General features: G+C 70.4%; 16 protein-coding genes and 1 pseudogene. 13 read left to right on the top strand and 4 right to left on the bottom strand.

The window, feature by feature from the left end; genetic code table 11:
- The 11 genes and pseudogenes from ACGFI8_RS29665 to ACGFI8_RS29615 form a co-directional block, all read left to right on the top strand.
- Positions 1 to 594 (top strand): annotated as a pseudogene (locus ACGFI8_RS29665) (hypothetical protein); the annotation flags it as partial.
- A 49-nt stretch (positions 595 to 643) separates the two neighbouring features.
- Positions 644 to 2,149: an SCO6880 family protein gene (locus ACGFI8_RS29660; RefSeq protein WP_392809888.1), complete on the top strand. Its 1,506-nt coding sequence runs from the start codon at positions 644 to 646 to the stop codon at positions 2,147 to 2,149.
- Positions 2,146 to 3,801, top strand: a complete 1,656-nt coding sequence (locus ACGFI8_RS29655) for a hypothetical protein (RefSeq protein ID WP_392809887.1) — start codon at positions 2,146 to 2,148, stop codon at positions 3,799 to 3,801. Before ACGFI8_RS29660 ends, ACGFI8_RS29655 begins: the two co-directional genes overlap by 4 nt.
- A complete protein-coding gene (locus ACGFI8_RS29650) occupies positions 3,801 to 5,669 on the top strand; it encodes a type IV secretory system conjugative DNA transfer family protein (RefSeq protein WP_392809886.1) in 1,869 nt (622 codons plus the stop codon). Before ACGFI8_RS29655 ends, ACGFI8_RS29650 begins: the two co-directional genes overlap by 1 nt.
- Positions 5,666 to 6,301 (top strand): hypothetical protein, encoded by a 636-nt coding sequence (locus ACGFI8_RS29645; RefSeq protein ID WP_392809885.1) that lies wholly within the window; start codon positions 5,666 to 5,668, stop codon positions 6,299 to 6,301. The genes ACGFI8_RS29650 and ACGFI8_RS29645 overlap by 4 nt, the downstream gene beginning before the upstream one ends.
- On the top strand, positions 6,298 to 6,558 hold the full coding sequence (locus ACGFI8_RS29640) for a hypothetical protein (protein WP_392809883.1): 261 nt from the start codon (positions 6,298 to 6,300) through the stop codon (positions 6,556 to 6,558). Before ACGFI8_RS29645 ends, ACGFI8_RS29640 begins: the two co-directional genes overlap by 4 nt.
- Positions 6,555 to 6,845, top strand: coding sequence for a hypothetical protein (locus ACGFI8_RS29635; protein ID WP_392809881.1), 291 nt, complete (start codon positions 6,555 to 6,557; stop codon positions 6,843 to 6,845). The genes ACGFI8_RS29640 and ACGFI8_RS29635 overlap by 4 nt, the downstream gene beginning before the upstream one ends.
- Positions 6,842 to 7,375, top strand: coding sequence for a hypothetical protein (locus ACGFI8_RS29630; RefSeq protein WP_392809880.1), 534 nt, complete (start codon positions 6,842 to 6,844; stop codon positions 7,373 to 7,375). Before ACGFI8_RS29635 ends, ACGFI8_RS29630 begins: the two co-directional genes overlap by 4 nt.
- On the top strand, positions 7,372 to 8,472 hold the full coding sequence (locus ACGFI8_RS29625; protein WP_392809878.1) for a peptidoglycan DD-metalloendopeptidase family protein: 1,101 nt from the start codon (positions 7,372 to 7,374) through the stop codon (positions 8,470 to 8,472). Before ACGFI8_RS29630 ends, ACGFI8_RS29625 begins: the two co-directional genes overlap by 4 nt.
- Before the next feature lie 119 nt (positions 8,473 to 8,591).
- The gene (locus ACGFI8_RS29620; RefSeq protein ID WP_392809876.1) at positions 8,592 to 10,037 is read left to right on the top strand and encodes an APC family permease; all 1,446 of its coding nucleotides are present in this window, start codon (positions 8,592 to 8,594) and stop codon (positions 10,035 to 10,037) included.
- A gap of 188 nt (positions 10,038 to 10,225) precedes the next feature.
- Entirely contained in the window at positions 10,226 to 10,774 is a 549-nt protein-coding gene (locus ACGFI8_RS29615; RefSeq protein WP_392809875.1) for a hypothetical protein, read from the top strand.
- A gap of 176 nt (positions 10,775 to 10,950) precedes the next feature.
- Here ACGFI8_RS29615 and ACGFI8_RS29610 read toward each other — a convergent pair whose 3' ends face one another.
- Positions 10,951 to 11,451: a hypothetical protein gene (locus ACGFI8_RS29610; RefSeq protein WP_392809873.1), complete on the bottom strand. Its 501-nt coding sequence runs from the start codon at positions 11,449 to 11,451 to the stop codon at positions 10,951 to 10,953.
- Positions 11,452 to 11,721: 270 nt separating this feature from the next.
- Positions 11,722 to 12,294, bottom strand: coding sequence for a hypothetical protein (locus ACGFI8_RS29605; RefSeq protein WP_392809872.1), 573 nt, complete (start codon positions 12,292 to 12,294; stop codon positions 11,722 to 11,724).
- A gap of 268 nt (positions 12,295 to 12,562) precedes the next feature.
- On the opposite strand from ACGFI8_RS29605, the gene ACGFI8_RS29600 reads away from it, so the two are divergent.
- Positions 12,563 to 14,158, top strand: a complete 1,596-nt coding sequence (locus ACGFI8_RS29600) for a Fic family protein (protein ID WP_392809870.1) — start codon at positions 12,563 to 12,565, stop codon at positions 14,156 to 14,158.
- Between the two features lie 489 nt (positions 14,159 to 14,647).
- Here ACGFI8_RS29600 and ACGFI8_RS29595 read toward each other — a convergent pair whose 3' ends face one another.
- Positions 14,648 to 15,289, bottom strand: a complete 642-nt coding sequence (locus ACGFI8_RS29595) for a hypothetical protein (protein ID WP_392809868.1) — start codon at positions 15,287 to 15,289, stop codon at positions 14,648 to 14,650.
- 137 nt (positions 15,290 to 15,426) lie between these two features.
- Here ACGFI8_RS29595 and ACGFI8_RS29590 point away from each other — a divergent pair, with 137 nt between their 5' ends.
- Entirely contained in the window at positions 15,427 to 18,621 is a 3,195-nt protein-coding gene (locus tag ACGFI8_RS29590; protein WP_392809940.1) for a tetratricopeptide repeat protein, read from the top strand.
- Here the strand turns inward: ACGFI8_RS29590 and mobF are convergent.
- The gene (gene mobF, locus ACGFI8_RS29585; RefSeq protein ID WP_392809866.1) at positions 18,610 to 22,902 is read right to left on the bottom strand and encodes a MobF family relaxase; all 4,293 of its coding nucleotides are present in this window, start codon (positions 22,900 to 22,902) and stop codon (positions 18,610 to 18,612) included. The two genes, ACGFI8_RS29590 and mobF, sit on opposite strands and share 12 nt — an antisense overlap.
- Positions 22,903 to 23,061 lie beyond the last annotated feature (159 nt).

Genomic DNA, 23,061 nt, shown 5'->3' with positions numbered 1-23,061 from the left:
CCCGGCGGCGCGACCGGCGGCGCGACCGGCGGCGCGACCGGCGGCGCGACCGGCGGCGCGACCGGCGGCGCGACCGGCGGCGCGACCGGCGGCGCGACCGGCGGCGCGGCGGACCACCCGAACGCCGAGGAAGCCGCCGGCGTGCAGCAGCACACGCAGCAGGCGAAGGCCGACGTCAACGCGGCGACCACCCTCACGTCGAGCGGTGCGTCGCCCACCGGCCAGCCAGGGACGAGCACTGGGCAGACCGGCGACGGGCCGGCACCATCGGGCGGCGCGGACCCGACCGGCGCGGGTGCAGGCCACGGCAGCGGCGCCGCCGGCACGACGTCTAGCGATGCCGATCCGCTGCAGGCCGCTGCCAGCGCCGAGCAGCACCACCAGCCGGCCGAGCCGCTACAGCCGCCGGACCTGTCCGGGACCGGCGAGCACAGCTCCGCTGCGCCGGACGGCACCACCGACCAGCCGGCCCCCGGCGGCGAACCGCCATCTGGCGGCGGGCCGGGCAGTCCGCCCGCCTCACCCGGCGCGAGCGGCGGCGGCGCGGGCGGTGCCGCTGCGGGCGCGGCCGACATCCCGATCGTGCCCGTCTGAGCCAGCCCCATTGTCTGCCCGCCGACGTGACCGTCACCTGGAGGTGCCGATGCAGTTCTCCTTCCCGCCGCGCAGCAGCCGCGGCGCCGTCATGGGCTTCACCTGGTCGCAGATCGTCATGGTCGCCTCGGGCGTGCTGTGCACGGTCACCGGCGTCAACGTCCTGGTCACCGGCCACCCCTGGACGGCGGCCGGGTTGTTCGTGGTCGCGGCGGTGCTGTCGGTGCTCGGGCTGCTGCGGCTGCGCGGGCGACGCGTCACCGAATGGCTGCCGGTGATCGGCGGCGCCCTCGTCCAGCGGGCCGGCCGCCAGGACCGCTACCGCGGCATGGTCTTCGCCCCAGGAAGTGTCGCCGAGCACCTCGACCTGCCCGGCCCGGCCGCCGGGTACCGATGGCTGCCCGCCGTCGCCGCCGACGGCACCACCCACATCGGGCTCCTCGCCCACGCGCGGGAACGGACCGTCACCGCCGCCCTGCTGTGCCACGGCTCCAACTACCTGCTCGCCGACAGCGCGGTGCAGGAGCAGCGACTCGTCGACTGGGCCCAGGTCCTCAACATCCTCGGTTCCGAGTACGCCGACCTCGGCCTCGTTCGGTGGGCGCTGACCACCCGCGCGGTGCCGGACACCGGCAACCGCGCCCAGCGGTACCTGGCCGACCGGGCGATCGACACCACCAGCGCCGCCTACCAGTCCCTGGCCGAGCTCACCGCCGCGGCCGGGCCGTCGGCGCAACGACACGAGACGTTCCTCGCGGTCGTGTTCGACATCACCCGCATGTCCGCCGAGATCGCGGACGCCGGCGGCGGCGACGCCGCGATCGCCGCGGTGGTGCTGGACAAGCTCGCCGGGATCGAGGCCACCGTGACCGAGGCCGGCGTGGCGACCGGCGGATGGCTGAGCCCCCGCGGCTACGCCGCGGTGCTGCGCAGCCAGTGGGATCCGGCCGACCAGGCCGAGCTCGATCTGCGCGGTACCGCTGGCGGGGTCCCGGCCGGGGTGGCGCCACGCCTGGCTGGCCCGGCCGCGACGGAGACGGTCGGCTGGAGTGCGCTGCGGCACGACTCCGGCTACTCCCGCACCCTGTGGGTGGCCGAGATGCCCCGCACCCTCGTCGGCGCGACCTGGCTCACCGGCCTCTACACCAGAGTCACCGGCCGGCGCACCGTCACCCTCGTCGCCCAGCCGATCCCCGCCGCCCTCGCCAACCTAGCCGCCCGCCGGGAGCAGGTCGCTCGGGCCGGGGACGAGCTCACCAAACGCAAGCTCCGGCTCGTCCGCACGGCGCGGGAGCAGGAGGAGGCCCGCTCAGTCGCGCAGATCGACCGCGAGCAGGCGGCCGGGCACACCCGCTACCGCTACGCCCTGCTCGTGACCGTCACCGCCGCGACGATGGACGCCCTCGAACAGGACACCCGCACGGTGAAGCGGATTCTGGCCCGGGCCGGCTGCGAAGCCGTCACGTTGTACGGCGAGCAGGACCAAGCCTTCGTCGCCGGGGCATTGCCGCTCGGCCGTGGCCTCGCCCCGATCCGCGGCTGGTGGTCGGCATGACCCGCCGGACGGATCGCGTGCGGCTGCGGCGGGAGACCGGGCTGCGCGAGCAGGTCACGGCCCATGCCCAGGCACGGGACCTCGCCGCTGCCGAGCGCGCCCTGCAGCGGGAGCGGGCGGCGATCGGCCGGGCGGAGGCGAAGCTGCTCGACCCGCCCCGGGCCGACCGGCGAGGCGGTTACGGCCGGGCCGCGGGACGGGTGGGTTGGCCGCTGCGGCTGCCGCCGCTCGTCACGACCAGCGCGCAGCTCTGCTCGGTCTATCCGTTCGTGGCCGATCCGGGGCTGCCGGTCGACGGGCCGCTCGTGGGTCTCGAGGTGTTCAGCCGGGCGGCGTTCACGTTCTCCGTGCACGAGCTGTACCGGGCGCGGATGATCACCTCCCCGAACGTGGTCGTCACCGGGGAGATCGGCTCGGCGAAGTCGAGCCTGTTGAAATGCCTCGCCGCCCGCGGGGTGCCGTTCGGCACCCGGTTCTACATCGTCGACGTCAAAGGCGAGTACGACGGCCTCGCCCAGCTCACCGGCGTCCGACCGGTTCGGATCGGCCCCGGCCTCGGCGTCATCATGAACCCCCTCGCAGGGATCCGCCGCGACCCCGGCATGCCGGTCGAGCAGTGGCTGCAGATCCAGCGCACCCGCCGCCTGCTGCTCCTGGAGGGTCTCCTCGAGATCCAGCTCGGCGGGCCGCTGCACGAGGCCGAACGGGCACTCATCGGCTACGCCGTCGACGCGGTCACCGGCGCCGACACCGGCGTCGACCCCGACCGGCAGGCCACCCCCACCCTGTCCACCGTCCTGGCGGCGATGGGCAACCCCGACCTGTGGCAGCACCACCTGGCCGGGCTCAGCTACCCCCTGGAGCAGTTCGTCACCGACTCACGCCGGGTCCGCCTCGCCCTACAACGCCTCGTCACCGGCGCGCTCGGCGGCCTGTTCGACGGCGCCGGCTCCGGGGCGGGGACCCGTCTGGACTTCGCGCAGCCGGGTGCGGTCCTGGATCTGCGGGCGATCCGTACCTCGGACCAGATGACCGCGATGGCGATGAGCTGTGCCCAGGCGTGGCTGGAGGCCGAGCTGTCCCGCCCCGACGCCCCGCCGAGGATGTGCATCTACGACGAGTTCGCGCTCGTCGCCCGCCATTTGCCGCTCGTGCGGCGGATGCGCGAGCAGCTCAAGCTCGCCCGGGCCCTCGGTGTGGCCAACGTTTTGGCCTTCCACCGCTTCTCCGACCTTGCCGCGTCCGGGGCGGCGGACTCCGAGCAGGTCCGCATCGCCCGCGGCCTGGTCGAGGACACCGGTGTCCGGATCTCCTACCGGCAGGCCGCCGGCTCGCTGGAGCAGGCACGCGAGTTCCTGGCCACGACCGACGTCGAGACCGACCTGCTGCGCTACCTGCGGCAAGGCGTCGGCCTGTGGCGGATCGGCACCAAACCGTTCGTGGTCAAACACCAGCTGTCCAGCGCCGAACGGGCCATGGTCGCCACCGACAGTCGGATGGACGTCGTGCCCGGCATCGACGACCTCCCCGACACCGACCCCGGCTCGGGTGAGGACGCGGATGCCTCGCCAGGCCGCCGAGACCGAACGCCGCGGCACACGTCCGGCAGGGGCGAGGCTCGGCCGGCGCACGCACCGATCGGGGTGTCGTGATGCCCCGGCCGTCGCTGTCCTCGCCAGGGCACCAGGTGCCGCAGCGCGGCTGGACTCGCGCCGACCTGTGGACCCGCGGCGGGCTCCTCGCCGGCATCGCTGCTGTCGCGGTGCTGGCCGGGTGGACGCTGTGGCTGGCCGGGCAGCTCGGCGGATTCCTCACCCACGGCACCTGGCCCGCGGCCGGCCCGGTCGGGATCTTGCTGCGGCTGCCTGGTCACCTCGGCGATCCAGCCGCCGCCTGGCCCGCCCCGGCCCGCCCGGCGCTGCCGCCGGCGTGGCTGCTCTACCTGCTGTGGGGCACGCTGTTCGCCGCCCACGTCGGCGCCGCCGTCACCGCCGGGGCACAGGTGATCCGCCGATACGCGCGGCGGAAAGGCTTCGCCCGCCGCCGCGACGTGGACGGGCTGCTGTCCGCCGACGCGGTCCGGGCCCGCACCGACATCGTCCGGCCCGGCCTGACCGTCACCGACCGCGACACTCCCGCCGAGGCTGATACCAAGGCCGCGCGCCGCGCCGACCCGCTCGAGACCGGCCGGTTCCTCGGCGTCGACACCCTCACCGGACAGCGGCTGTACCTGGCCAACGAATACTCCCGGCTCGCCGCCGGCGTGCCCCGCTTCTCCGGCAAGACCTCCCGGATCGTGATCCCGGCGATCCTCGACGCCCGCGGCGCCGTCATCACCACCGGCACCCGCCTCGAAGCCGCCGAAATCACCTACCACCGCCGCAGCGCGCTCGGTCCGACGTTCGTGTTCGAGCCCCGCGGCACCGTGCCGGGCATCCCACGGCTGCGGTGGTCGCCGATCGACGGCGCCGAGGACCCGACCGTCGCCTGGATCCGCGCCAACGGGTTCGCCGCCGGCGCCGGGCTGTCCACAGGGGTGGAGAACGGGGAGTACTTCCGGCAGCAGGCCGCGATGCTCATCCGGGCGCTGCTGCACGCCGCCGCCATCGACGAGCACGCCACCACGACCGACGTCCTGTCCTGGGCACAGACACCGAGCAACCCGCGGGCCGAGCAGATCCTGCGCCACCACGGCGTGCACGCCTGGGCCGACCGCCTCGCCCTGCACCGCGAATCGTCGGGCCGGGGGCGGGAAAGCATCCAGGCCGTGGTGTCGGGGGCGCTCGACACCGTCTCCGACCCCCGCGTCCTCGCCGCCGTCTCACCCCCACGCGGGGAGCAGTTCGACGCGGCGGCGTGGCTGGCCGAGCAGGGCACCCTCTACCTCGTCGGCACCCGCGACGCCCAAGCCAGCGTCGCCCCGCTCCTCGCCGCGATCTCCGAAGACCTCCTCCACCGCGCCCGCGAACAAGCCTTCCTCAGCCCCGGCGGCCGCCTTGAACCGGCGCTGTACTACATCGGCGACGAGATCAGCAACGTCGCACCACTCACCTCGCTGCCGTCACTGATGTCCGAGGCCGGCGGGTCCGGCGTCGTCGTCGACGTCCTCTGCCAGAACCGCCACCAGCTCCACGACCGCTGGGGCCGCGCCGGCGGGGCCGCGATCGAGGCGTCCGCCAACTGCATCCTGCACCTGGGCGGGTCCGCCGACGTGGCCGCGCTCCGCGACGCCCAAGCCCTGGCCGGGCAGGTCCGGGAGGTGTCGTCGTCACACAACTGGGGCGGCGGCCGCGCCAGCGTCTGCGAGCAGGTCCGCCGTGAAAACGTCCTCGACCTCGCCGAGCTGCGCACGCTGCCGGCCGGCCGGGCGGTCGCCCTGATCGGCAACCTGTCACCGGTCGAGCTCACGATCCCGGCCTGGTACGAACGCGACGACGCACCGGCGCTCCGTGAAGACCAGGCCGGGTTCCGGCGCACGCTCGCCACCGCCGGCCCCGCCGAGAGCGGGGGCCGGTCGTGACCGGCGAGCCGTTCGCGTTCGAGGTCCCCGACGACGCGCCGCCGGACCTGCAGGCCGTCGCCCTGCTCGGCGCCGGCCTGGCCGAGGTGCGCGGCATGCTCGCCGACCTCGCCGAAGCCCACCTCGCCCTCAGCCAGGAGGTCCGGGAACAGCGGCAGCGTGACGCGGCGCCGTCCGGGGCGCCGACCCAGCTGCGGTGGGCGGAGCTGGACCGGCCCGGCGCCACCGCGCTGTGGCTGTGGCTCATCGACTGGGTGAGCTGGCTCAACCGCCGGTTCAGTCTCGCCGCTGACCTGCCGTCGTGCTGGCCCGCGCACCCGCCGATGGTCGAGGAGCTCACCGCGCTCGCCGCCGCGTGGCATGCCGCCTACGACAGCCGCGCCCACCCGGAAGCGCCGCTGCGCTGGCTTGAAGCGTTCGCCCGCACCCGGCAGCGGCTGCGCGGGTGGGACGTCAACCGGTGCCGTAACGGCACCCACACCCCACCCGCCACCGACCTGACCTGGCCCGACGGGTGGCGCGACACCGCCCTCGACACGGTCGAAACCGACCTCGCCGGCCGGCCGATCCCCGTCGCTCCGGCCGGGCCCGGAGTCTCCGACCGCACGGCGGGAGGCGGTGCAGACCGATGAGCCAGCCGGCCCCGATCACGTCCCGCGCCGACTGGGACGACGTCGTCGACGCCCTGCAGGAAACGGTCGACGACATCCGAGACCTCCGCGCCGACTTCCAGCAACGCCAAACCGAACAAGGAGGAGACCAGGTGACCGACCCCGACTACGACGAGCAGGAACTCGACGACGAGCGCCGCCGACGCGACGAAGAACTCGACGCCGACGCCGACGGCCGCGTCGACGGCAACTACGACCCCGACCTGGACGACCGGTGACCGCCACCATCGAGGCTGCTGCACCGGCCCGCCGCCCAACCGGCGTGGCCGGCGACCTGCCCGACCCGGGGGTCGTCGACCGCATCCAATACCTGCAGACCCTCGACCAGGTCGAGGCGGGTCTGGACCGGCTGCACCAGCTGCTGCACCGCAGCCGCCGGGCCCCGGCCGGCGCCCGCGGCCAGCGCCTGACCGACCTGCACACCGCGCTACGCGCGCTCGGCCAGGTCCTCAACGACGCCCAAGGCGGTTGGCCACCGCCCCCACCCGAGGACGAAGCCGCATGACCCTCCGCCCCGGGCGGACCGTGGTGACCGCCGGCATATTGCTGGCGGTCATCGCCGCCGCCCTCACCGCCTGCACCAACCGCCCAGCCCCCAACCAGACGGCACCGGCCACCGCCACGACCACCACTGCGGGCACGCACCCATCTGTGGACGCCGACGACGGCGACGACAGCGATGACGGCGCGCAGCCCGACACCGCGGCGGCACCGGACCCGGCAGCACTCGACGTCATCGCTGCGTTCGCCACCGCCTGGGCCCGGCCCGACCTCGACCAGCAGCATTGGTACACCGGCGTCGCCGGGCTCGCCGCGCCCGCCTACGCGGCCCGGCTCGCCACCGTCGACCCGGCCATGGTGCCCGCCACCCGCATCACCGGCCCACCGACCGTCACCAGCGCCACCACCGCCTCGGTCGTCGCCAACGTCGGCACGGACGCCGGGCCCATCACCATCACCTGCGTGCGCTACGACGGCCGCTGGCTGGTCACCGACGTCCAACCGCCCGAACACCCCACCGGGGCGACGCCATGAAATGGACCGCCATCATCACCGCAGTCGTCCTCGTCGTCTGCGGCTGCTGCGGCCTCGTCGTCTTCCTCGGCGTCACCCAAGCCAGCGCCTGCGCCCCCACACTCACCGGCGGCGTCACGGTCCACACCGACGGGCTCCACGACGTCGGACCATGGCGAGTCGACCCACAAGTTCGCAACGCCGCGATCATCGTCGGCACCGGCCAGCAGCTCAACGTGCCGGCCCGCGGCTGGGTCATCGCCGTGGCCACCGCGATGCAGGAGTCGTCGCTGACCAACACGCCCGGCGGCGACCGCGACTCGGTCGGCCTGTTCCAGCAACGCCCGAGCCAAGGCTGGGGCACCCCCGAGCAGCTGCGCGACCCCGCCTACGCGGCCACCGCGTTCTACCGCAAACTGCTCACCGTCAAAGGCTGGGAGCAGCTGCCGCTCACCGAAGCCGCCCAGGCCGTGCAACGCAGCGCCTACCCAAACGCGTACGCCAAATACGAGCAGGACGCTGAACGCGTCGTCGCCGAAGTCACCGGCGCCGCCACCATCGACGAACTGCCCGGCGCGTCCCTGGCCAACTGCGACGGCAGCGCCGCACCCGGCACACCGTCCGCCTCGGGCTGGGTCCAGCCCGTTCCCGGCAAGATCGTGTCTCCGTATGGGCCGCGCGGCGAAGGCAAAGACCGCAAACTCCATGCTGGCGACGACCTTGAAGCGAAACGCAACGATGTGATCGTCGCCGCAGCGGCAGGGACGGTCAGCTATGCCGACTGCGACCGCCACACCGGCAACTGCGACATCGACGGAAGCCCGTCCACGCCCGGGTGCGGCTGGTACGTGGACATCAACAATGGCTCAGGGATCGCAACCCGCTACTGCCACATGGTCCGTCGCCCAGACGTCCACGTCGGTCAGCAGGTTCAAGCCGGGCAACGGATCGGGCTCGTCGGGACCTCCGGCCACTCCTCCGGACCCCATCTGCATTTCGAGGTCCATGAGGGCGTCGACTGCCCCAGTGGCCAGCGCTGCCAACTGGCCAACGCGAACTCGCGGGATCCGGCACCGTTCATGGCCGCACACGGTGCCCCGCTGGGAGGAACCAGATGACGATCACCATCCGCGCCGCCGCCCCAACGCTACCGGATGCCCCGGCATCGGCCGTGAAACCAGCTGCACCCACCACCCCGGCAGGACCGATACTTGGGTCGACCGGCGCGTCGCGGCCGGTGCACCCGCGAGCGACCAGCGGACGGCAGCGGATCGGGTTCGGGCCCGCGGTCGCCCTCTACACCGGAGCGCTGCTCGGCCCGGGCGTCCTCGTGCTGCCGGGCATGGCCGCCGGGCGCGCCGGCCCCGCCTCAGTGCTCGCCTGGGCGGCGCTCGTCGTTCTCGGGATCCCGGTCGCGACTACATTCACCGCCCTCGCCGTGCGCTACCCGTCCGGGGGCGGGATCGCCGCCACCGCCGAACGCGCGTTCGGCCCCGACGCCCGCACGATCGTCGGCTGGTGGTTCTACGCCGCGGTACCCCTCGCCGCAGCCGCTGCGGCACTGCTCGGCGGGCAGTACGTCGCCGCGGCGCTCGGCGCCGGCCCGTACACCGCGACCGCCGTTGCCGCCGCGATCCTCGCCCTCGTCATCGCGGCGAATGCCGCCGGGATCCGGCTGTCCGGCCGGGTCCAACTTGGCCTCATCGGCGTCCTGCTCACCCTGCTCACCATCAGCCTCGCCGCCGCGGCCCGGCATCTGCACCTGGCGAACTTCACCCCGTTCAACCCGCACGGCTTTGCCGCGGTCGCCCGCGCCACCGCTGTGTTGTTTGTCGGCGTGGCCGGGTGGGAAGCGTGCGCCACCCTCACCGACGCCGTCCACCGGCCCCACCGGACCTTGCCCTGCGTCACCGCCGCCACCCTCGTCGTCATCGGCGTGGTCTACCTCGGCCTCGCCACCGCCACCATCGGCACCCTCGGCCACGTCGCTGCGGAGACCGGCGTCCCCCTCTACGCCGTCGTCCGCTCCGGGCTCGGCCCCGCCGCCCCACCCGTCGTCGCCGCGATCGCGCTGCTGCTTACCGTCGGCGCCGGCAACACCTACCTGGCCGGCGCAGCCCGATCCGGCGCCACCCTCGCCGCCGCTGGAGACCTGCCTTCCTGGCTCGCCCACCACACTAACGGCGTCGCCCGGCGCAGCCTCGCCGTCCAGGCCACCGCCACCATCATCATCACCACGGCCGCGATCCACTGGCACATCGCGCCCGGGCAGCTCATGCAGCTCGTCACCGTCCTGCTCGCCGCGGTAGCCATGGCCGGCATGGTCGCCGCCGCCGTGCTACTCCCCACCGGCTGGCACACCCTTGCCGCCCTCACCGGCACCGCGGTCACCGCCGCCGTGCTCGGCTCCGGCGGCCCGCACCTGCTCATCCCCGCTACCGTGGCCGGCGCCGCCCTGCTCTGGCGCGCCACCCGGCACCGCCCACACCACATTGCCCAGCCCGCAGCCCAGGCCCCGGCACTCCCGGCCGGTCGGCCGCGACCACGGATGCACCTGCCGGCTCCAGCGCGGACACCGAGTGCGAGCACGGTCACCCGGCCAGCGCGGCAGCCACCCAACGCCCCGGCGCCAGCACGCCGCAGACGCCGCCGGCGCCGCAAACGCGCGGCGCGCCGCCACTGACCACGGCCGCGGAACCGATGCTCCGACACCGGCGGAGGCGCGGCTCGCCTTGGCCGCCGCATGCAGGTAGTCGCGATCACCCGGCCTCGCCACATGCCGCGGCCATCGATCGGGGCGCCGTGGTCCTTGACGCCGGATACCGCACCGTCCTCGCCCAACCCCCAACCCCAACCTCTCAAGGATTGATCATGACTGTGAAAGTCGTCGCCGAAGTCGACAGCGACCAACGTGAGACAGCCTGGGCGCTGTACTCGACGGCGTTCGCCGAGCTCAACACCCTGGCCGTGCAGCGCCACCTCATGTACCGCCACGAGTTCGACGACGTCATGGCCGACCCGCGCGTGGACAAGTACCTCTACCTGGACAGCGACGGCACCCTGCTCGGGCTGGCCACCTACACCAACGACCTCGACGCGGTCCCGCTCATCTCCCCGCCGTACTTCCAACGCCGCTGGCCGCAGCACTACGCCGAGCAGCGGATCTGGTACTGCGGCTTCGTCGCCACCGACGCCGACGCCCGCGCCGCCGTGGCCTTCGGCGAGCTCGTCACCGCCATGTACCACACCGCCGCCGCCCACAACGGGCTCATCGCCCTGGACTTCTGCCACCGCACCGACGAGGTCCGGCGCATGTCCCGCGTCGTGCGGCTCATGCTGCACCGCCTCGCCGGCGACGTGAACGCGCAACGCATCGACGAACAGCAGTATTGGCTCTACGAATTCCCCATCGCTGCCTGACCTGCCAGTACCCACCCGGGCTGTCTAGCCCCTTCTTCGCGCACGTCTCTTGATCGATGCTGGGCACAGCCGTGAACCTGGGCTCGGTGCGGATGTAACGGGAACTGGCTCCGGACGCGAGACCCTCGCGTGGGCGATCCCCGAATCCAGTGGCATGCGACCGCCGCGCGCGTCGATCAGGCCGGTGGCAGCAGCGCGAGGTCGGCGGCCATCCGATCGGCGACCCCCCTGTCGATGTCCGGTTCGTGGCCGAACGACCAGACACCGGCCTGCAGGTTCTGCACCGTCTGGTCCAGGGCACGGCGGGCGCGGACCACCGCCTCGTCGCTGAACAGAACTGAGACCCGGCCACTCCGGACTGCGGTCTGTTCCAGAGCGGCGCCGATCAGCGTCAGCCCGTCACCGGCGTTGTCGAGCACTCCGACAGCCTCCCACTTGCCCCGTTCGCCACCGGCGATGGTCTGGTGGTTGAGGCTGACACAGCGCACCGCTTGGCCGAGGGAGGCGACCAGCCGTCCCACACTTTCCAGATCCAGGATCGCTGGTGGGGTGTCGGCCAGCTCCCGCGCGCCCTCCTCGCCCGCTCGCTGCAACGCCGCCACGAACGCGGCGGGATCAATGGTGGACAGGTAGGACCGCACGACCGTGTCCTCGGTGACCCGCAGCGTGGCGGCCATGTCCCGGACTCGACCGGCGACCATGTCCTCTACAGCGGCGCGGGACACGTCGATGCCGTGTGTGGCGCACTCTGCCAGGATCTGTTCGACGAGGCGCCGGAAGGGGGCACGCTGCCGCACGATGGCGTTCCTTCCACAAGTAGCTGGTCATCGGAGTTGGGCAGCTGGGTCGGATCGGCCCAGGTCGGCTGAGCATATCGCTGGAAGACCGCCTATCCGCAGTGCGCGCCGACGCCGCTGGACCAGGTCCGGTGGGCCCTGCCCGAACAGCTAGGCATCACCGCCGGTGACATCGTCCTCCTGAGCGAGCGAATCCGTGCCTTCAATCTCCAGTACTGGTCCACGCACGATGCAGGACGCGATGTCGACGAGATTCACCAGCCACCGGCCTCGTGATCTGCCGTCCTGACGCATCACCCTGTTCATCTTGCCGACCGGGACGCGGAAGACTGCGCGCTGGCGACCCGTCACGGCGAAGGTGACCGCACCATCGGACAAGTACTCGTGGTCGATCCGGAGTTCCGGCTCGAGGAGCACGAGAGCGATCTCGTCAACCTGCTCAGGGTCGTACTGCCGCGTTTTCGCGGGCGGCGGCGGCACGCCGAGGATGCCCGCTCGGTGCACCCAGGCAAGCTTCACATCGACCTTCACCGCGCCGCCGCGAACGTCCCAATCGCGCTGGTTGCCGCCGCCCGCCCAGTACGCATCTGAAGAATCAGCGGCGACAACACCTGCGCCGATCATTTCGGCGACCAACGGGCGCACGGCTAGTAGATCCCCGTCGCCCGTCTCCCAGGCGCGGAAACCGCGGTAGTACCCCACAGGCATCTCGTCGTCGGTCATGGCTGTCGTTCTACACGTTCGCCGCTCCGACCCTTAAGTGTGCTTTGGGCGGTATAGTGCGCTTGGTCCGGACGAGGGCGATGTTGACGGTCACCGAGGAGCAGCGGGCGGGACTGTGCGGGGGCGCCGACGTCGACGCAGGCGCTTGCGGTGCGGCGCCGGATCGGCGTGCGTCGATCAAGACGCACTGAAATCGCATGTCGTTGCCGAGTTGGTGTGTCGGTGCCGAACGCTTGCCAATTGGCGCAAGCGTTTCACAGCGCATGGGATGGCCGGTCTGGAACGCGCCGTGCCGACGCTGCGCTTGTCGGCGGTCGTCCTCGGCGTGCCGTCCTCGTTGACGAACCCAAACGTGGGATCGTCTACAGGTGGTCTGCGACGAGCGCAGCGGGCGAGTGGCGGGATGCACCGGGTGACGGTTGATTTTCGAGCGGAATGGACAGACCGCGAGCTGCAGCTCGGTCTTGAGGGCTCGCCCTACTCGATCCCGCCAGCGGTCGACGAGGACCACGTCGGTGAGATGCTCAAGGCTATTCAGTACGTGAGTGCTGAGGCAATGCTTGCTCGATACAAGCTAAAAAATGATATTAGAACGACGTGGCTGAAGAAGAATCGCCGCGTTCGAGAATTGCATGAAAGTAACCGCGTTGAAGGACTCGGGCCGGAGCGCCTTTCTCGCACCAAAGAAATTCTTGAGAGTAAGTCGGCCGAGGAGATCGAAGCTGCGATCAACCGGTATACGGTGATCCGCAGCCTCCAGTGCGATCAGCGCACGCTCGACGTACTTGGGCTTCATGGCGGAAAGCTGTTCGCCGACGAGGTCATGAGTACCTACCCGTCGAGACCAATCATGGAAATCGACATCCGCGGTATGCACGGCCTAATTATGGGAAATCACCCGACCGCGGGTCAGTACAAGGTATGGCTCAATGCGATCCAGGGCGCGGACCACACGCCGCTCAGCCCGCTCGACGCTCGCGCTGCTATGGGCGATCTCGTGCAGTGGCTCAATGAGACGGTGCAGGGTCAGCGGCTACCGCCGGTAGTGACGGCCGCAGCCGTTCATGCCTGGCTCGCGCACATCCATCCTTTCGAAGACGGTAACGGGAGGGTCTCGCGTCTACTCGCCAACATCGTAGTCGGTGCCTCGGCACTTCCGCCGCTCATCGTTCAAATGGCAGCGGACAGGAATCGCTACATCGATGCCCTGGCGATCAGTGATAAGGGTGGCGACCTGGCCCCCTTGGTGGGCGTCTTTCTCCGCATTCAGAAGCGTGCAATTGCGGATATGCGCGATCCGGATTTCGCAAATAGAATCTTCGATGACGAGGTTGCGGAACGCACGCTGAGCCTGTATGTGCGCTGGCGGAAGACTTCCCTTGCATGGCTGGAGCAACTTGGCGGGGCGCTCCGGCTGCATGATTTGCGTATGCGCTTTCATCCGAATGAAATGATGACCCAGGAAAGCTTCGAACGAATGAGGAAAGGGTCTCGTGGTGAGGGCATAGTCTTCGGAGGCATTGGCAATGAGGATCGGTATCCGTCGTGCAGGGCGTATCTTCTTCTCGACCACGTTCAGGAGACAACTCGCTATAGCGAAGGCGAGCCGGTGCTGTCATTTCTGCGCTACGGCCCTCAGCCTTGGTCGCGGCACGTGTATGAGCGAATGAACAGCCTGATTACTGAGATAATTATTCGTCCGGATGAGGCCGATGGGGTGTATGTACGGCATGCCTCCGGCCGTGTTGAGCACCTTGCCGGGGTTGCCGCCGCGCAGCTGGTAGCGGAGGCCCTTGCGCACGATTTCCGAGCAGGTCGCGCACAGGCTCAGAATCGGCGGATGAGGAGGCCGACGCCTCTGTAGTGACCGTGGGATGCCCCGAACCCATCGTCACCGTCCTGCCGGGCGTCAGTCCGGCCCGCAGCAGGTGTGCTGTCGACAGCGTCAGCGAAGGGCGCCGACGCGGGTGGCGAGGCCGCGCAGGTTGCTGGGCGTCCGGGCCGGCGAGTACAGCATGCGGGTGATCAGCTCGTGGGAGGACGGCCGGCGCAGTTTCTCTGGCGCGCGGGCCTCGGCGTCGTGCAGGGCATGGGTCGCCTGGTGAAGCCGGCCGTGCTGCTCCCACGCGCGGGCGGTGTCGATGCAATACCGGGCGTACCCAAAGCTCGTCGCGCACGGAGCCGGATCAAGGCCCGCACCGCAGTCAAGCTGTTCTTCCCGCCGAAGTGGGGCATCAATGAGGTACTGCCGCGGCGCCGGTTCCCACCGCGCCGAATGCTACCGCGACGCCGCGTGCTAACGAGCAGGCCGCGATGTTCTGACCACATTGTGGCGCTCGCAGCCGGCAGGCCGTCACTCGGTGCGTAGCCTGAGGCGCCGGATGCCACCTTTGGCCCGCTCGGGCGACGCCTTCGCTCCTGGCCGAAGATCGGTGTAGGCGACGGATCCGGCTAGCACAGCGCCGGAGGCGAGCGAGGCGTGCAGTTCGCCGTCGCGGACACCGATGTGGTACCGCTCGCCGGGCACGCCATCGGGCGGGCGTACACCGAGTCGGCAGCCGTAGAGCAGGACGACCTGTCGTTGCTCGATCGCGGCGGCCCGCCACTGTGGATTGGGCTGGCATGAGAATCGCGCGACGACGGCTCCCGTCGGGTCCAGCAACTCCCAGGGTGTCCCGTCTCGGATGACCCAGTTGGCGGCCGTCTCCGGTTTGCGGTATGGCCGAAACGGCGTCAACCCAAGTTTCATTGGTATCGCCATCGTCAGCGAGTAGCGACCCTGGTCGAGCGGCATGACTCTGTCGACTACCGGCTCGACGAGGACGACGGGCGTTGCTGGCGGCCCGGCTGTGTCCGAATCGACCGCAACCTGGTGATGCGAGAGTCTGCGCATGGTCGGGTCACCTGTGAGGAGCAGCCGACCGCACGCCTTCGTGTCCGCCAGCGCCTCCCGAATGTGCTGGCCAGCATCTGCCTCCAGCGGATCGCTGATCACCGGACCCGAACCGATGGGGGATGCCGATGGTCGTTGCCGCTTCGGCGGCCGCTTTCTACTCTTCGGCACTGGTGATCCATCCGGTCCGTGGAAGGCGTTAAGGCTCCTGCAGTCACTATCATGCCTCTGTGCCGCCTATGTCGTTGCCGGGCGCCGGCTTGTATCGAGACCCGCGGAACACCGGGCCGCAAACTCGAGCCCGGTACGAATACCAGGACTCGTGCGTCGCGCTGCGATGCATCGACAACCTCGCGCCCACCTCGCCGATCGTTGCCGTCGCCGTCGAGTGGGCCACCGACTACGTCTTGATCGGGGCCGACGGCACCAACGAGATGGTGTCGGTCAAACACCGCGACTCCGGGCAGGACGACTGGAGCTACGCCGACCTGAAGAACGAGCACGTGCTGCGGGATCTGCACGCCGTCTGGAAGGCGATGGGCGAGGCCGGCGAGTATGTGTTCGAGTCCAACCGCGGGTTCAGCCGTACCGCGGCGCAGTTCGTCATCGACGCAATTCATCCGCAGGCAACCCAACAGGACGTCGCGAAGCTTGCTCGCGACCTGCAGATCGATGTTGCCGAGGCTGGGCGGTTCCTGGAGCATCTGCGCCTACGACGGGACCCCCTGCCGGATCGGCGCTACATCGACGCCGTTGCCATCCGCGATCTGCAACGCCTGATGCCCGACCTCGGGCTGGACCCCGCCCGCGCGCCCGAGGTCTACACAGCGATCGTCGCACGAATTGCGGCAGCATCGATTCAGCGGCCACCGTCACCCGCCGACCGAGTTGAGCGACTCGTCGGTCTCATGCGCGACGTGGCAAGTCGTGGCGGTCCCGACCTTGCCGACCGTCTGGTGCTGATGGCCGATCTTCGCCTCCTCGTCGCCGAAGCCAGCGCACAAGCCCGTCGGCCACGGGAACTGCTTGTCGCAGACCCACTGTTCGTCGGCCGGGAACCCCAGATGGCTCAGCTCGACGATCACCTCGACCTCGGGGGCGAAGCACCGGTCGCACCGGTGGTCCTATCGGGCATGCCCGGCATCGGCAAGTCCGCCTTGGCCCGTCAATACGCCGCTGAGCGAGGGTCGATCATGGCCGTACACATCCTCCCCGCCGACACGCGCGCAGCGCTGGCGGAAGCCTTGTTCGCACTCACAGCGGATGCGCCCCGCGACACCTCGCCCGACAACACTCGGCGCCCCGCAAGCCCGCGGACATCCGAACTGGATGTCCCCGACGACCCCCGGCTGTTGCTGATCGTCGACGGTGTCACCGATCCGGACACCGTTGAAGGACTCATTCCCCGGCGATCGGCCACCCGGTTCATCGTCACCACGACAGCGACCCACCTCGACGATGCGTTCGTGCACATCGCCATCCACCCACTTGGTCGAGATGAGAGCGTGGCGTACCTGCGTTCGGTTCTTGCCGACGAAGACTCGGCGGCGCTAGGCGAGGTCGCCGACGTGTTCGCCGGCCATCCGCTCGGCCTTGTCCAAGCAGCAAGCTACTGCCGAAGCCAGCGCATCACCATAGCCGGATACCTGACCCGCATCCGCAATGCGCCAATCGCGATGCTCGACCTGGGACGAGCTCCAGGCCATCCAACACCGACGGCAGCGGCGATCCGCGACGCGTTCGGCACCGCTGTCGAGACGGAGTCGGCTGCCATGCCCTTGGCCTTCGTCATGGCGTGCGCGGCTCCCGAGCCGCTACCCGAGCGCATATTCGAAGATCAGGTCATTGTTACGTTCGAGCCGGGCGAGCCGTCCGAAACGCAAACCGCGCTCGTCGCCCTGTCCGAAATTCTGACCCGTGATCGCGCAATCGGTGCGCTCCATCAGTTCAGTTTGGTGATTCGCGAAAATGCCACGCTGAAAGTCCACCCACTGGTCCAGTCGATTATCCGGGAGCGCATTCCACTTGACCAGCGACAGCTTTGGGCGCGATCCGTTCTGGTGCTCCTACTGTATGCCGCCGAGTACCAGAATGACGGGCCGTCGAAGGCGCGCGAAGCAACCGCCCTTGGCGCACACATTGCTGCCGCGGTCGAGTATGCGGTCGAAACGAAGTCCGAGCCGGAGGTAATTTTTGCCGCGTTTGGCTGGCTCGGTATGTGGCAGCTGCGGTACGGCGACTTGGGGATTGCAACGGCCTACCTGAGCCGTGGCGTCGAAATCGCGAAGACGATGGAGCAGCCGTCGGCGCGAGTCGTGGCCGCCCTTGCACAGTTGGCCTCGGCCCAGCGGATGGGCGGAAATATCACTGAAGCGTTGTCGTCGATCGAGGAGTGGCTGGAGGTTGCGCTCGTGGCCGATGACGGGAAGCAGGTGCGGGCCGCAACGCTCGCCCGAGCCCAAACACTGGCGTACGCAGCGCGTTATCCAGACGCTCGAGCTGCCTTTGACGCTATGGCTGCAGCGGAAGCCGGTACGGCCGTTGGCGTTCGCGAGCGCATCTTTCGGCAGTCACTCCTGGCTGATATTGAAACCGGACTCGGCCGGCTCGACGCTGCCCTCGACGCGATTGACGCCGCGTTCGCGCTCGTTCCCGGCGTCCACGACGAGCAGCAGCGAACCGACCATACGGCCGCGCTGCATAAGCAGGCCGGCATCACCCTCCGCGACTCGGGACGACTCGAAGAAGCGATACCCCACCTGCGGGCAGCCTGGGACATCACCGAAGACCTGCCGTCCATCTACCGCACCGAGATCACCCTGGCTCTGCTGAACGCGCTCGTCGACCTCCACCAGCTCGACGAGGCGCGATCCCTGGTGGAAAAGGGGTTGGCAGCAGCGGCCGTTCGAGGCGAGACGTCACCGGTCCGCGGCAGCCTGCTACAGGTACGCGGCAGAATCGCCCTGGAGTCCGGCGATCCCCAGCAGGCGCGCTCGGATCTGGAAGCCGCCGTGCAGATGCTGCGCCACGGAGGCGATCCGTACCGCCCAAACCTCGCGAGCGCCTACTTCAACCTTGCCGTGGTGCATGGCGCCCAACAGCGTCACGACGAAGCCGTGCAGTACGCCCGGATGGCTCGAAATCTCACCGCTAACGTATTCGGACCACACCACGGCGAGCTGATCCACGACGAGCTGATGCTGGCCACGGTCTGCTGTAACGCCGGCAACTACGGGGAAGCCCACGAAGCCATCCGCAGGTGCCTTGTTCTGGTCCAAGCGGGTCACTGGCATGGACGAAAACTTCGAAACCAGATACTTGAAATCGCCATCACGATCGATGTCAACTCGGGTGAACTACTCTTGTCCTCGCCGCAGACACCCCCGTCAAACGACGACGGGGAGCGGAATCCGGCCCCTGCGTCAGAGATCTAGATCCGGATCAGCCGGTGGCAGGCCGATGCGGTCACGCGCCGCCGCTGCCTCATCGTGCAGATGCGGGCTGACCATCTCGGCACGAGGTTTGGGCCGGGTCGCGTCGACGGCACGGACCTTCGCCGTGGAGGCTTTCAGTGCGTCCCGGAGTTCGTCGGACTTCCGGTCGACGGCCTGGGCGCGGCGAGCCTGCTCGGCTGCCGCGGCGAGGCCGAGGTACCGCGTCGGGAGGCTCCGCTCGTACGCCGCGGTCCACGTGGCGTGCTGTTGCTCGAGTCCCTCAACGAGCACGGTGCGTTGAGCCACGGTCTCCTGGGCGGCGGCGAGCCGCGTGCCGAGGTGCCCGACGCGGTCGTCCGCACGCTGCTGCCGGGCGGCGCGCAGCGCCTGCTGCTCGGCAATGGCGCTGTGCCGTCGCCACAGCGCGGCCCGTGGCGGGGCGGCGGTACGGAGCCGTTCCGCGCTGGCTTCGGCCGCGGCGAGGCGCTGCCGGAGGTGGTCGACGTGCTGTTCGGCGGCGGCGAGCTGGAGGTGCGCACCGCGCAGGTCGTCGCCGACATAGGGCGGAGCAGCGCGGTCGGCGGCACGTTGCAGGGCGACCCATTCGCGTAGCTCGTGGTCGGGTGCGGCGTCGACCTGGCCGGCGACGGTGGCGACGCCAAGAGCGATGCGGCCGCGGTGCCAGGAGGCCCACCGGGCGGCGTCGCGGTGGCTGGGTTCGGGCCCGATCGGCGCGTCGCGCGGCACCGTGTACCGGTCGCGGTAGGCGACGACGACGGCGGCCCGCCCGATCCACTGAGCGCGCCCGGTCTCATCGTCGGGAACCGGGCCGAGCGCCTCCGCCCACGCGGGGCGTAGATCTGCGGCGAGTTCGGCGAGGCCGGCGATGCGCCGGTCGGCGACGACCGCGACCTGGGTAAGGGTGTCACGGAGGCCGGCGGGTGCGGACGCGGGGACACGGTCGATATAGGTGCGAGTTTGGTCGGGTTGGACGGCGGCGCGGGGGTCGGCGAGGGCGTCTTCATACAGCTGCTCGACGCGCCAGGTGAGCACGGCGGCGACGTCGCGCGCGTCGTCGAAGTCCATCCAGGCGACCGCCGTGTCGAGGACCTCGGCGGGGTTGTAACCGGCGGCGGAGAGCTGGCTGAGCCGGTAGGTGAGCGCGGGCAGCGCGGGGTCGTCGACGAGCCGGGCGGCGATGGCGCTCGCGGTGCTCGCCGCCTGCGCGGCGGGGTTACCACCGGGTCCGGGGTGGTGGCGGCCGGCGGCCTCGGCGATGACGGCGATGTGACTGTCGACCTCGACGCGGCCGAGGAGGTCGTCGAAGATCGACCCCCAGACGGCGAGTTTGTCGTGGTCGTCGATGAGCCGCAGCTCGGTTTCAGTGGCGGACCGGTCGGTGGTGTCGGTGGTGAGGATCTCGGCGAGGATCGCGACACCGGCCCCGGGTGTCTGCCGGTGGTGGGCCTCTTCGGGGCGGTGGTGAGTGATGACGTAGAGGAGGTTGGTGAGCGCGCCGCGGGTGACCATCACGTACAACCGGCCGCGGGTGGTGGCCTCGTCGACGAGACTGCGAACGGTGTCGACGGTGCGGCCCTGCGCGGCGTCGACCGTGGACGCGTAGGCGAGCTGGACGTGCGCCGCGACATATTCGGCGGGCAGGACGACTTCTTCGCCGGTCCGGTTGTTGACCGCCTCGACCGCGCCGCCCGGCCCGATGGCGGTGATGCGCCAGCTGTCCCGGTTGGCAACGAATCCGGAGTTGGTCTCGAGGCGGCGGTCGTTGCGGCGGGTCACGATCCGATCCCCGACGGAGGCGCGGTTGTCGTCGGCGAGCGCGACGCTCCGGCCGCGTTCGACGATCCCGGTCTGGATGAGCTGGGTGCGGGCTTGGGCGGCGAGGGCGGCGGCTTCGGCCTGGGTTTCGACGAGCAGGAGGCTGTCCAGGCCGGCAAGGGTGTCGGCTGCCCAGCCGGACAGCATTTGCGGTACGAGGTCGTCGTGGTCGCCGGCGACGATCCGGCCGCGGCGCTCGTACTCGACGAGGACGGTGACGTCGCCGTCGCGCAGCCGCAGCGACGCCGGGCCTTCCCACGGTTCTTGGAAGCGGCGCAGGTCGGTGAGTTCGGCGGTGACGCCGAGCCCGGTGAGGTAGCGCAGCAGCCCGCCGGGGCCGACCGCGGACACCTGCTCGGGGTCGCCGACGAGGATCAATTTTCCGCCGACCTTGTCGAGTTGCCGGACGAGTTCGGCGAGTTGGAGCGACGACGCCTGCGACGCTTCGTCGACGATGAGCCACTGCCCGGGGGCGAAGCTCCAGTGCTCCTCGGTGGTGGTGCCGTCGGGCGGGGTGTGCTGGGCGTGGAGCCACATCGCGATGTTCTCGGTGCGCATCGCGGTGCCGTCGGGGGCGCGGGTGGCGTCGGCGAGGACGTCGGCGGCATGCTGCCCGACGGTGAGGCCGAGCACCGGAATCCCGGCCCGGGTGGCGGCGGTGGCGACCGCGTTCTGCAGGAACGTTTTGCCGGAGCCGGCGGGGCCGATGACGCCGGTGACGGTGCGGTCGTCGCCGACCGCGCGGTGCAGCGCGGTCACCTTGTCTGGGCTGAGGTCGAGCTCGGCGGCGACCTGGTCGAGCAGCTGGGCAGGGGCGGGTGTCGCGTCGGTGCGGGCGGCGTAGGCGATGACTTCCTGCTCGGCGCCGAGCACCGTTTCGGTCGTCAGGTACAGATCGCGGTGGCGGGTGTAGACGCCTTGGCCGTCACTGGGCCGGATCAGAGACGGCGCCCACTCGACGAGTTCGGGCGGGGTGAGGACGCGTAGCCCGGCGGCGTGGGTGCGGATCGCCTCGGCCGCGAGGCGCTGCACCCGCCGCCAGTCGGCGCGCCGGTCACCATCCTCGGCGAGGCCGAGGACCCGGCCGACGTGCAGCTCGACGTGGTCGAGCCGGAACACGGCCCGCTCCTGGGCGAGGTTGCCGATGGCGCGCTCAACGGCCAGGTAATCGTCGAGGCGGACCGCGGCGTTGACGATCGCGGGCTGCTGCTGCGGGTCGACGCCGAGGCGCTCGAGCGCGGCGTCGACATCGGCGAGGGAGATGCGGTCCGGGCCGGCGGTCTGATGGGCGGCGGCGACCGCGTGGGTGGCGAGGTCGTGGACGGGATCGCCAACCCGGCCGGTGACGATCCGGCGGACGTCGGCGGCGGTGGACAGGCCCGCGGCGGCGTCTTCGCGGCGGAGCCGCTGCTCCATCTCCCGGGTCGACTCTGCCAGCTCGCGCGGGGCGCGGGTGCGCAGGGTCGCGATCTGTGCGACCCGCCGCCACCGCGTGTCCGGCACTCGTCCGCGGGTCGGCGTGGTGCTGGCGAGGTCGGCTTCGATCGCCGCGCGGCGTTTCGAGTAGTGCCGGATCGAGGCCATCCCGATGCCGACGATCTCCCGGATCGGGGAGTCGGCGCGGGCGGCGAACCGCACGCCGAGACGGGTGTGCAGTTCGTGTTCGACGGCCCGCTCGTAGGCGATCCGCGCCCCGATCGTCGCTTGGTAGAACGCTTTGCTGTCCAGGGCGAGCCATTTGCCGTCGGCGGTGCGGACCTTCGAGGAGACAACGATGTGGGAGTGGATCTGCGGGTCGCCGGCGCGGGACAGGCGGTGGTCGAAGACCGCGACCGCGAGCCCGTCGGTGTCGATCTGGACGACGCCGTTGACGCCGATCCGGGTGAACGCGCCGTGGGCGCGGAGGTGCTCGACGACGGCGCGGACGCCGGCGTGCTGCGCGGACATCACCTGCGCCTTGACGTGGTCGTCGCCGAACGCGAACAGCAGGGAGCCGCTTTTCACCATGGACACGGTGACGTCGAACCCGGCGACGGCTTTGCGTTCGGGCATCAGGTGGATGTCGTTCCACAGCTTCGCCTTCTGCTCCACGGTCGCGTCGGCGGGCAGTTTTGCGAGGGCTTTCTCATATGCGGCCGCGCGGTATTCGTCGGTCATCGGCCGGTAGATCCGCCACAACCGGCCGAGCTGCTCACCGGTAACCGGATGCTGTCCTTTGCCGATGAGTCGCTGCAGCTGTTCGGTGTCGACAATGCCGCTGATGCCGAACATGGCGAGGGTCTGTCCGGCCCACCAGCCGGGTGCCTCGCCGTGCGCCACGGCGTCCGACATGTAGGCCGCAGCAGCACTTTCTGGGTTCTTCCGGAAGTCGTGCCGGCCGGTGGCGACTTGGTCGGTGAGGTAGCGGATGCCGTCGCCGGGCGCGATTCTGGCGACGGAGAGCATGCCGCAAACGTACAAGATCGACTCACCTGATGACATTTTAATGCCATGTGGTGTGCCCGATCGAAGCCGTACAGCGGACCTCAACCACTGCCCGCGAGAAAGGTTGGTGCTGGCCCACTTGATGTGGTGAGGTGGCGCTATTCGACACCACTGAATAGC

It is taken from the genome of Dactylosporangium sp. NPDC048998 (genome assembly GCF_043197855.1).
Taxonomy (GTDB): domain Bacteria; phylum Actinomycetota; class Actinomycetes; order Mycobacteriales; family Micromonosporaceae; genus Dactylosporangium.
The sequence above is the reverse complement of the archived record's forward strand: the minus strand, read 5'-3'. Positions and strand labels throughout refer to the sequence as shown.

What these genes read in the sequence shown, in the direction of transcription:
- ACGFI8_RS29660 (WP_392809888.1), top strand. Translation starts at nt 644, where the DNA reads ATGCAGTTCTCCTTCCCGCCGCGCAGCAGCCGCGGCGCCGTCATGGGC.
- ACGFI8_RS29655 (WP_392809887.1), top strand. Translation starts at nt 2,146, where the DNA reads ATGACCCGCCGGACGGATCGCGTGCGGCTGCGGCGGGAGACCGGGCTG.
- ACGFI8_RS29650 (WP_392809886.1), top strand. Translation starts at nt 3,801, where the DNA reads ATGCCCCGGCCGTCGCTGTCCTCGCCAGGGCACCAGGTGCCGCAGCGC.
- ACGFI8_RS29640 (WP_392809883.1), top strand. Translation starts at nt 6,298, where the DNA reads ATGAGCCAGCCGGCCCCGATCACGTCCCGCGCCGACTGGGACGACGTC.
- ACGFI8_RS29630 (WP_392809880.1), top strand. Translation starts at nt 6,842, where the DNA reads ATGACCCTCCGCCCCGGGCGGACCGTGGTGACCGCCGGCATATTGCTG.
- ACGFI8_RS29625 (WP_392809878.1), top strand. Translation starts at nt 7,372, where the DNA reads ATGAAATGGACCGCCATCATCACCGCAGTCGTCCTCGTCGTCTGCGGC.
- ACGFI8_RS29615 (WP_392809875.1), top strand. Translation starts at nt 10,226, where the DNA reads ATGACTGTGAAAGTCGTCGCCGAAGTCGACAGCGACCAACGTGAGACA.
- ACGFI8_RS29610 (WP_392809873.1), bottom strand. Translation starts at nt 11,451, where the DNA reads ATGGCCGCCACGCTGCGGGTCACCGAGGACACGGTCGTGCGGTCCTAC.
- ACGFI8_RS29605 (WP_392809872.1), bottom strand. Translation starts at nt 12,294, where the DNA reads ATGACCGACGACGAGATGCCTGTGGGGTACTACCGCGGTTTCCGCGCC.
- ACGFI8_RS29600 (WP_392809870.1), top strand. Translation starts at nt 12,563, where the DNA reads ATGGCCGGTCTGGAACGCGCCGTGCCGACGCTGCGCTTGTCGGCGGTC.
- ACGFI8_RS29590 (WP_392809940.1), top strand. Translation starts at nt 15,427, where the DNA reads ATGTCGTTGCCGGGCGCCGGCTTGTATCGAGACCCGCGGAACACCGGG.
- mobF (WP_392809866.1), bottom strand. Translation starts at nt 22,902, where the DNA reads ATGCTCTCCGTCGCCAGAATCGCGCCCGGCGACGGCATCCGCTACCTC.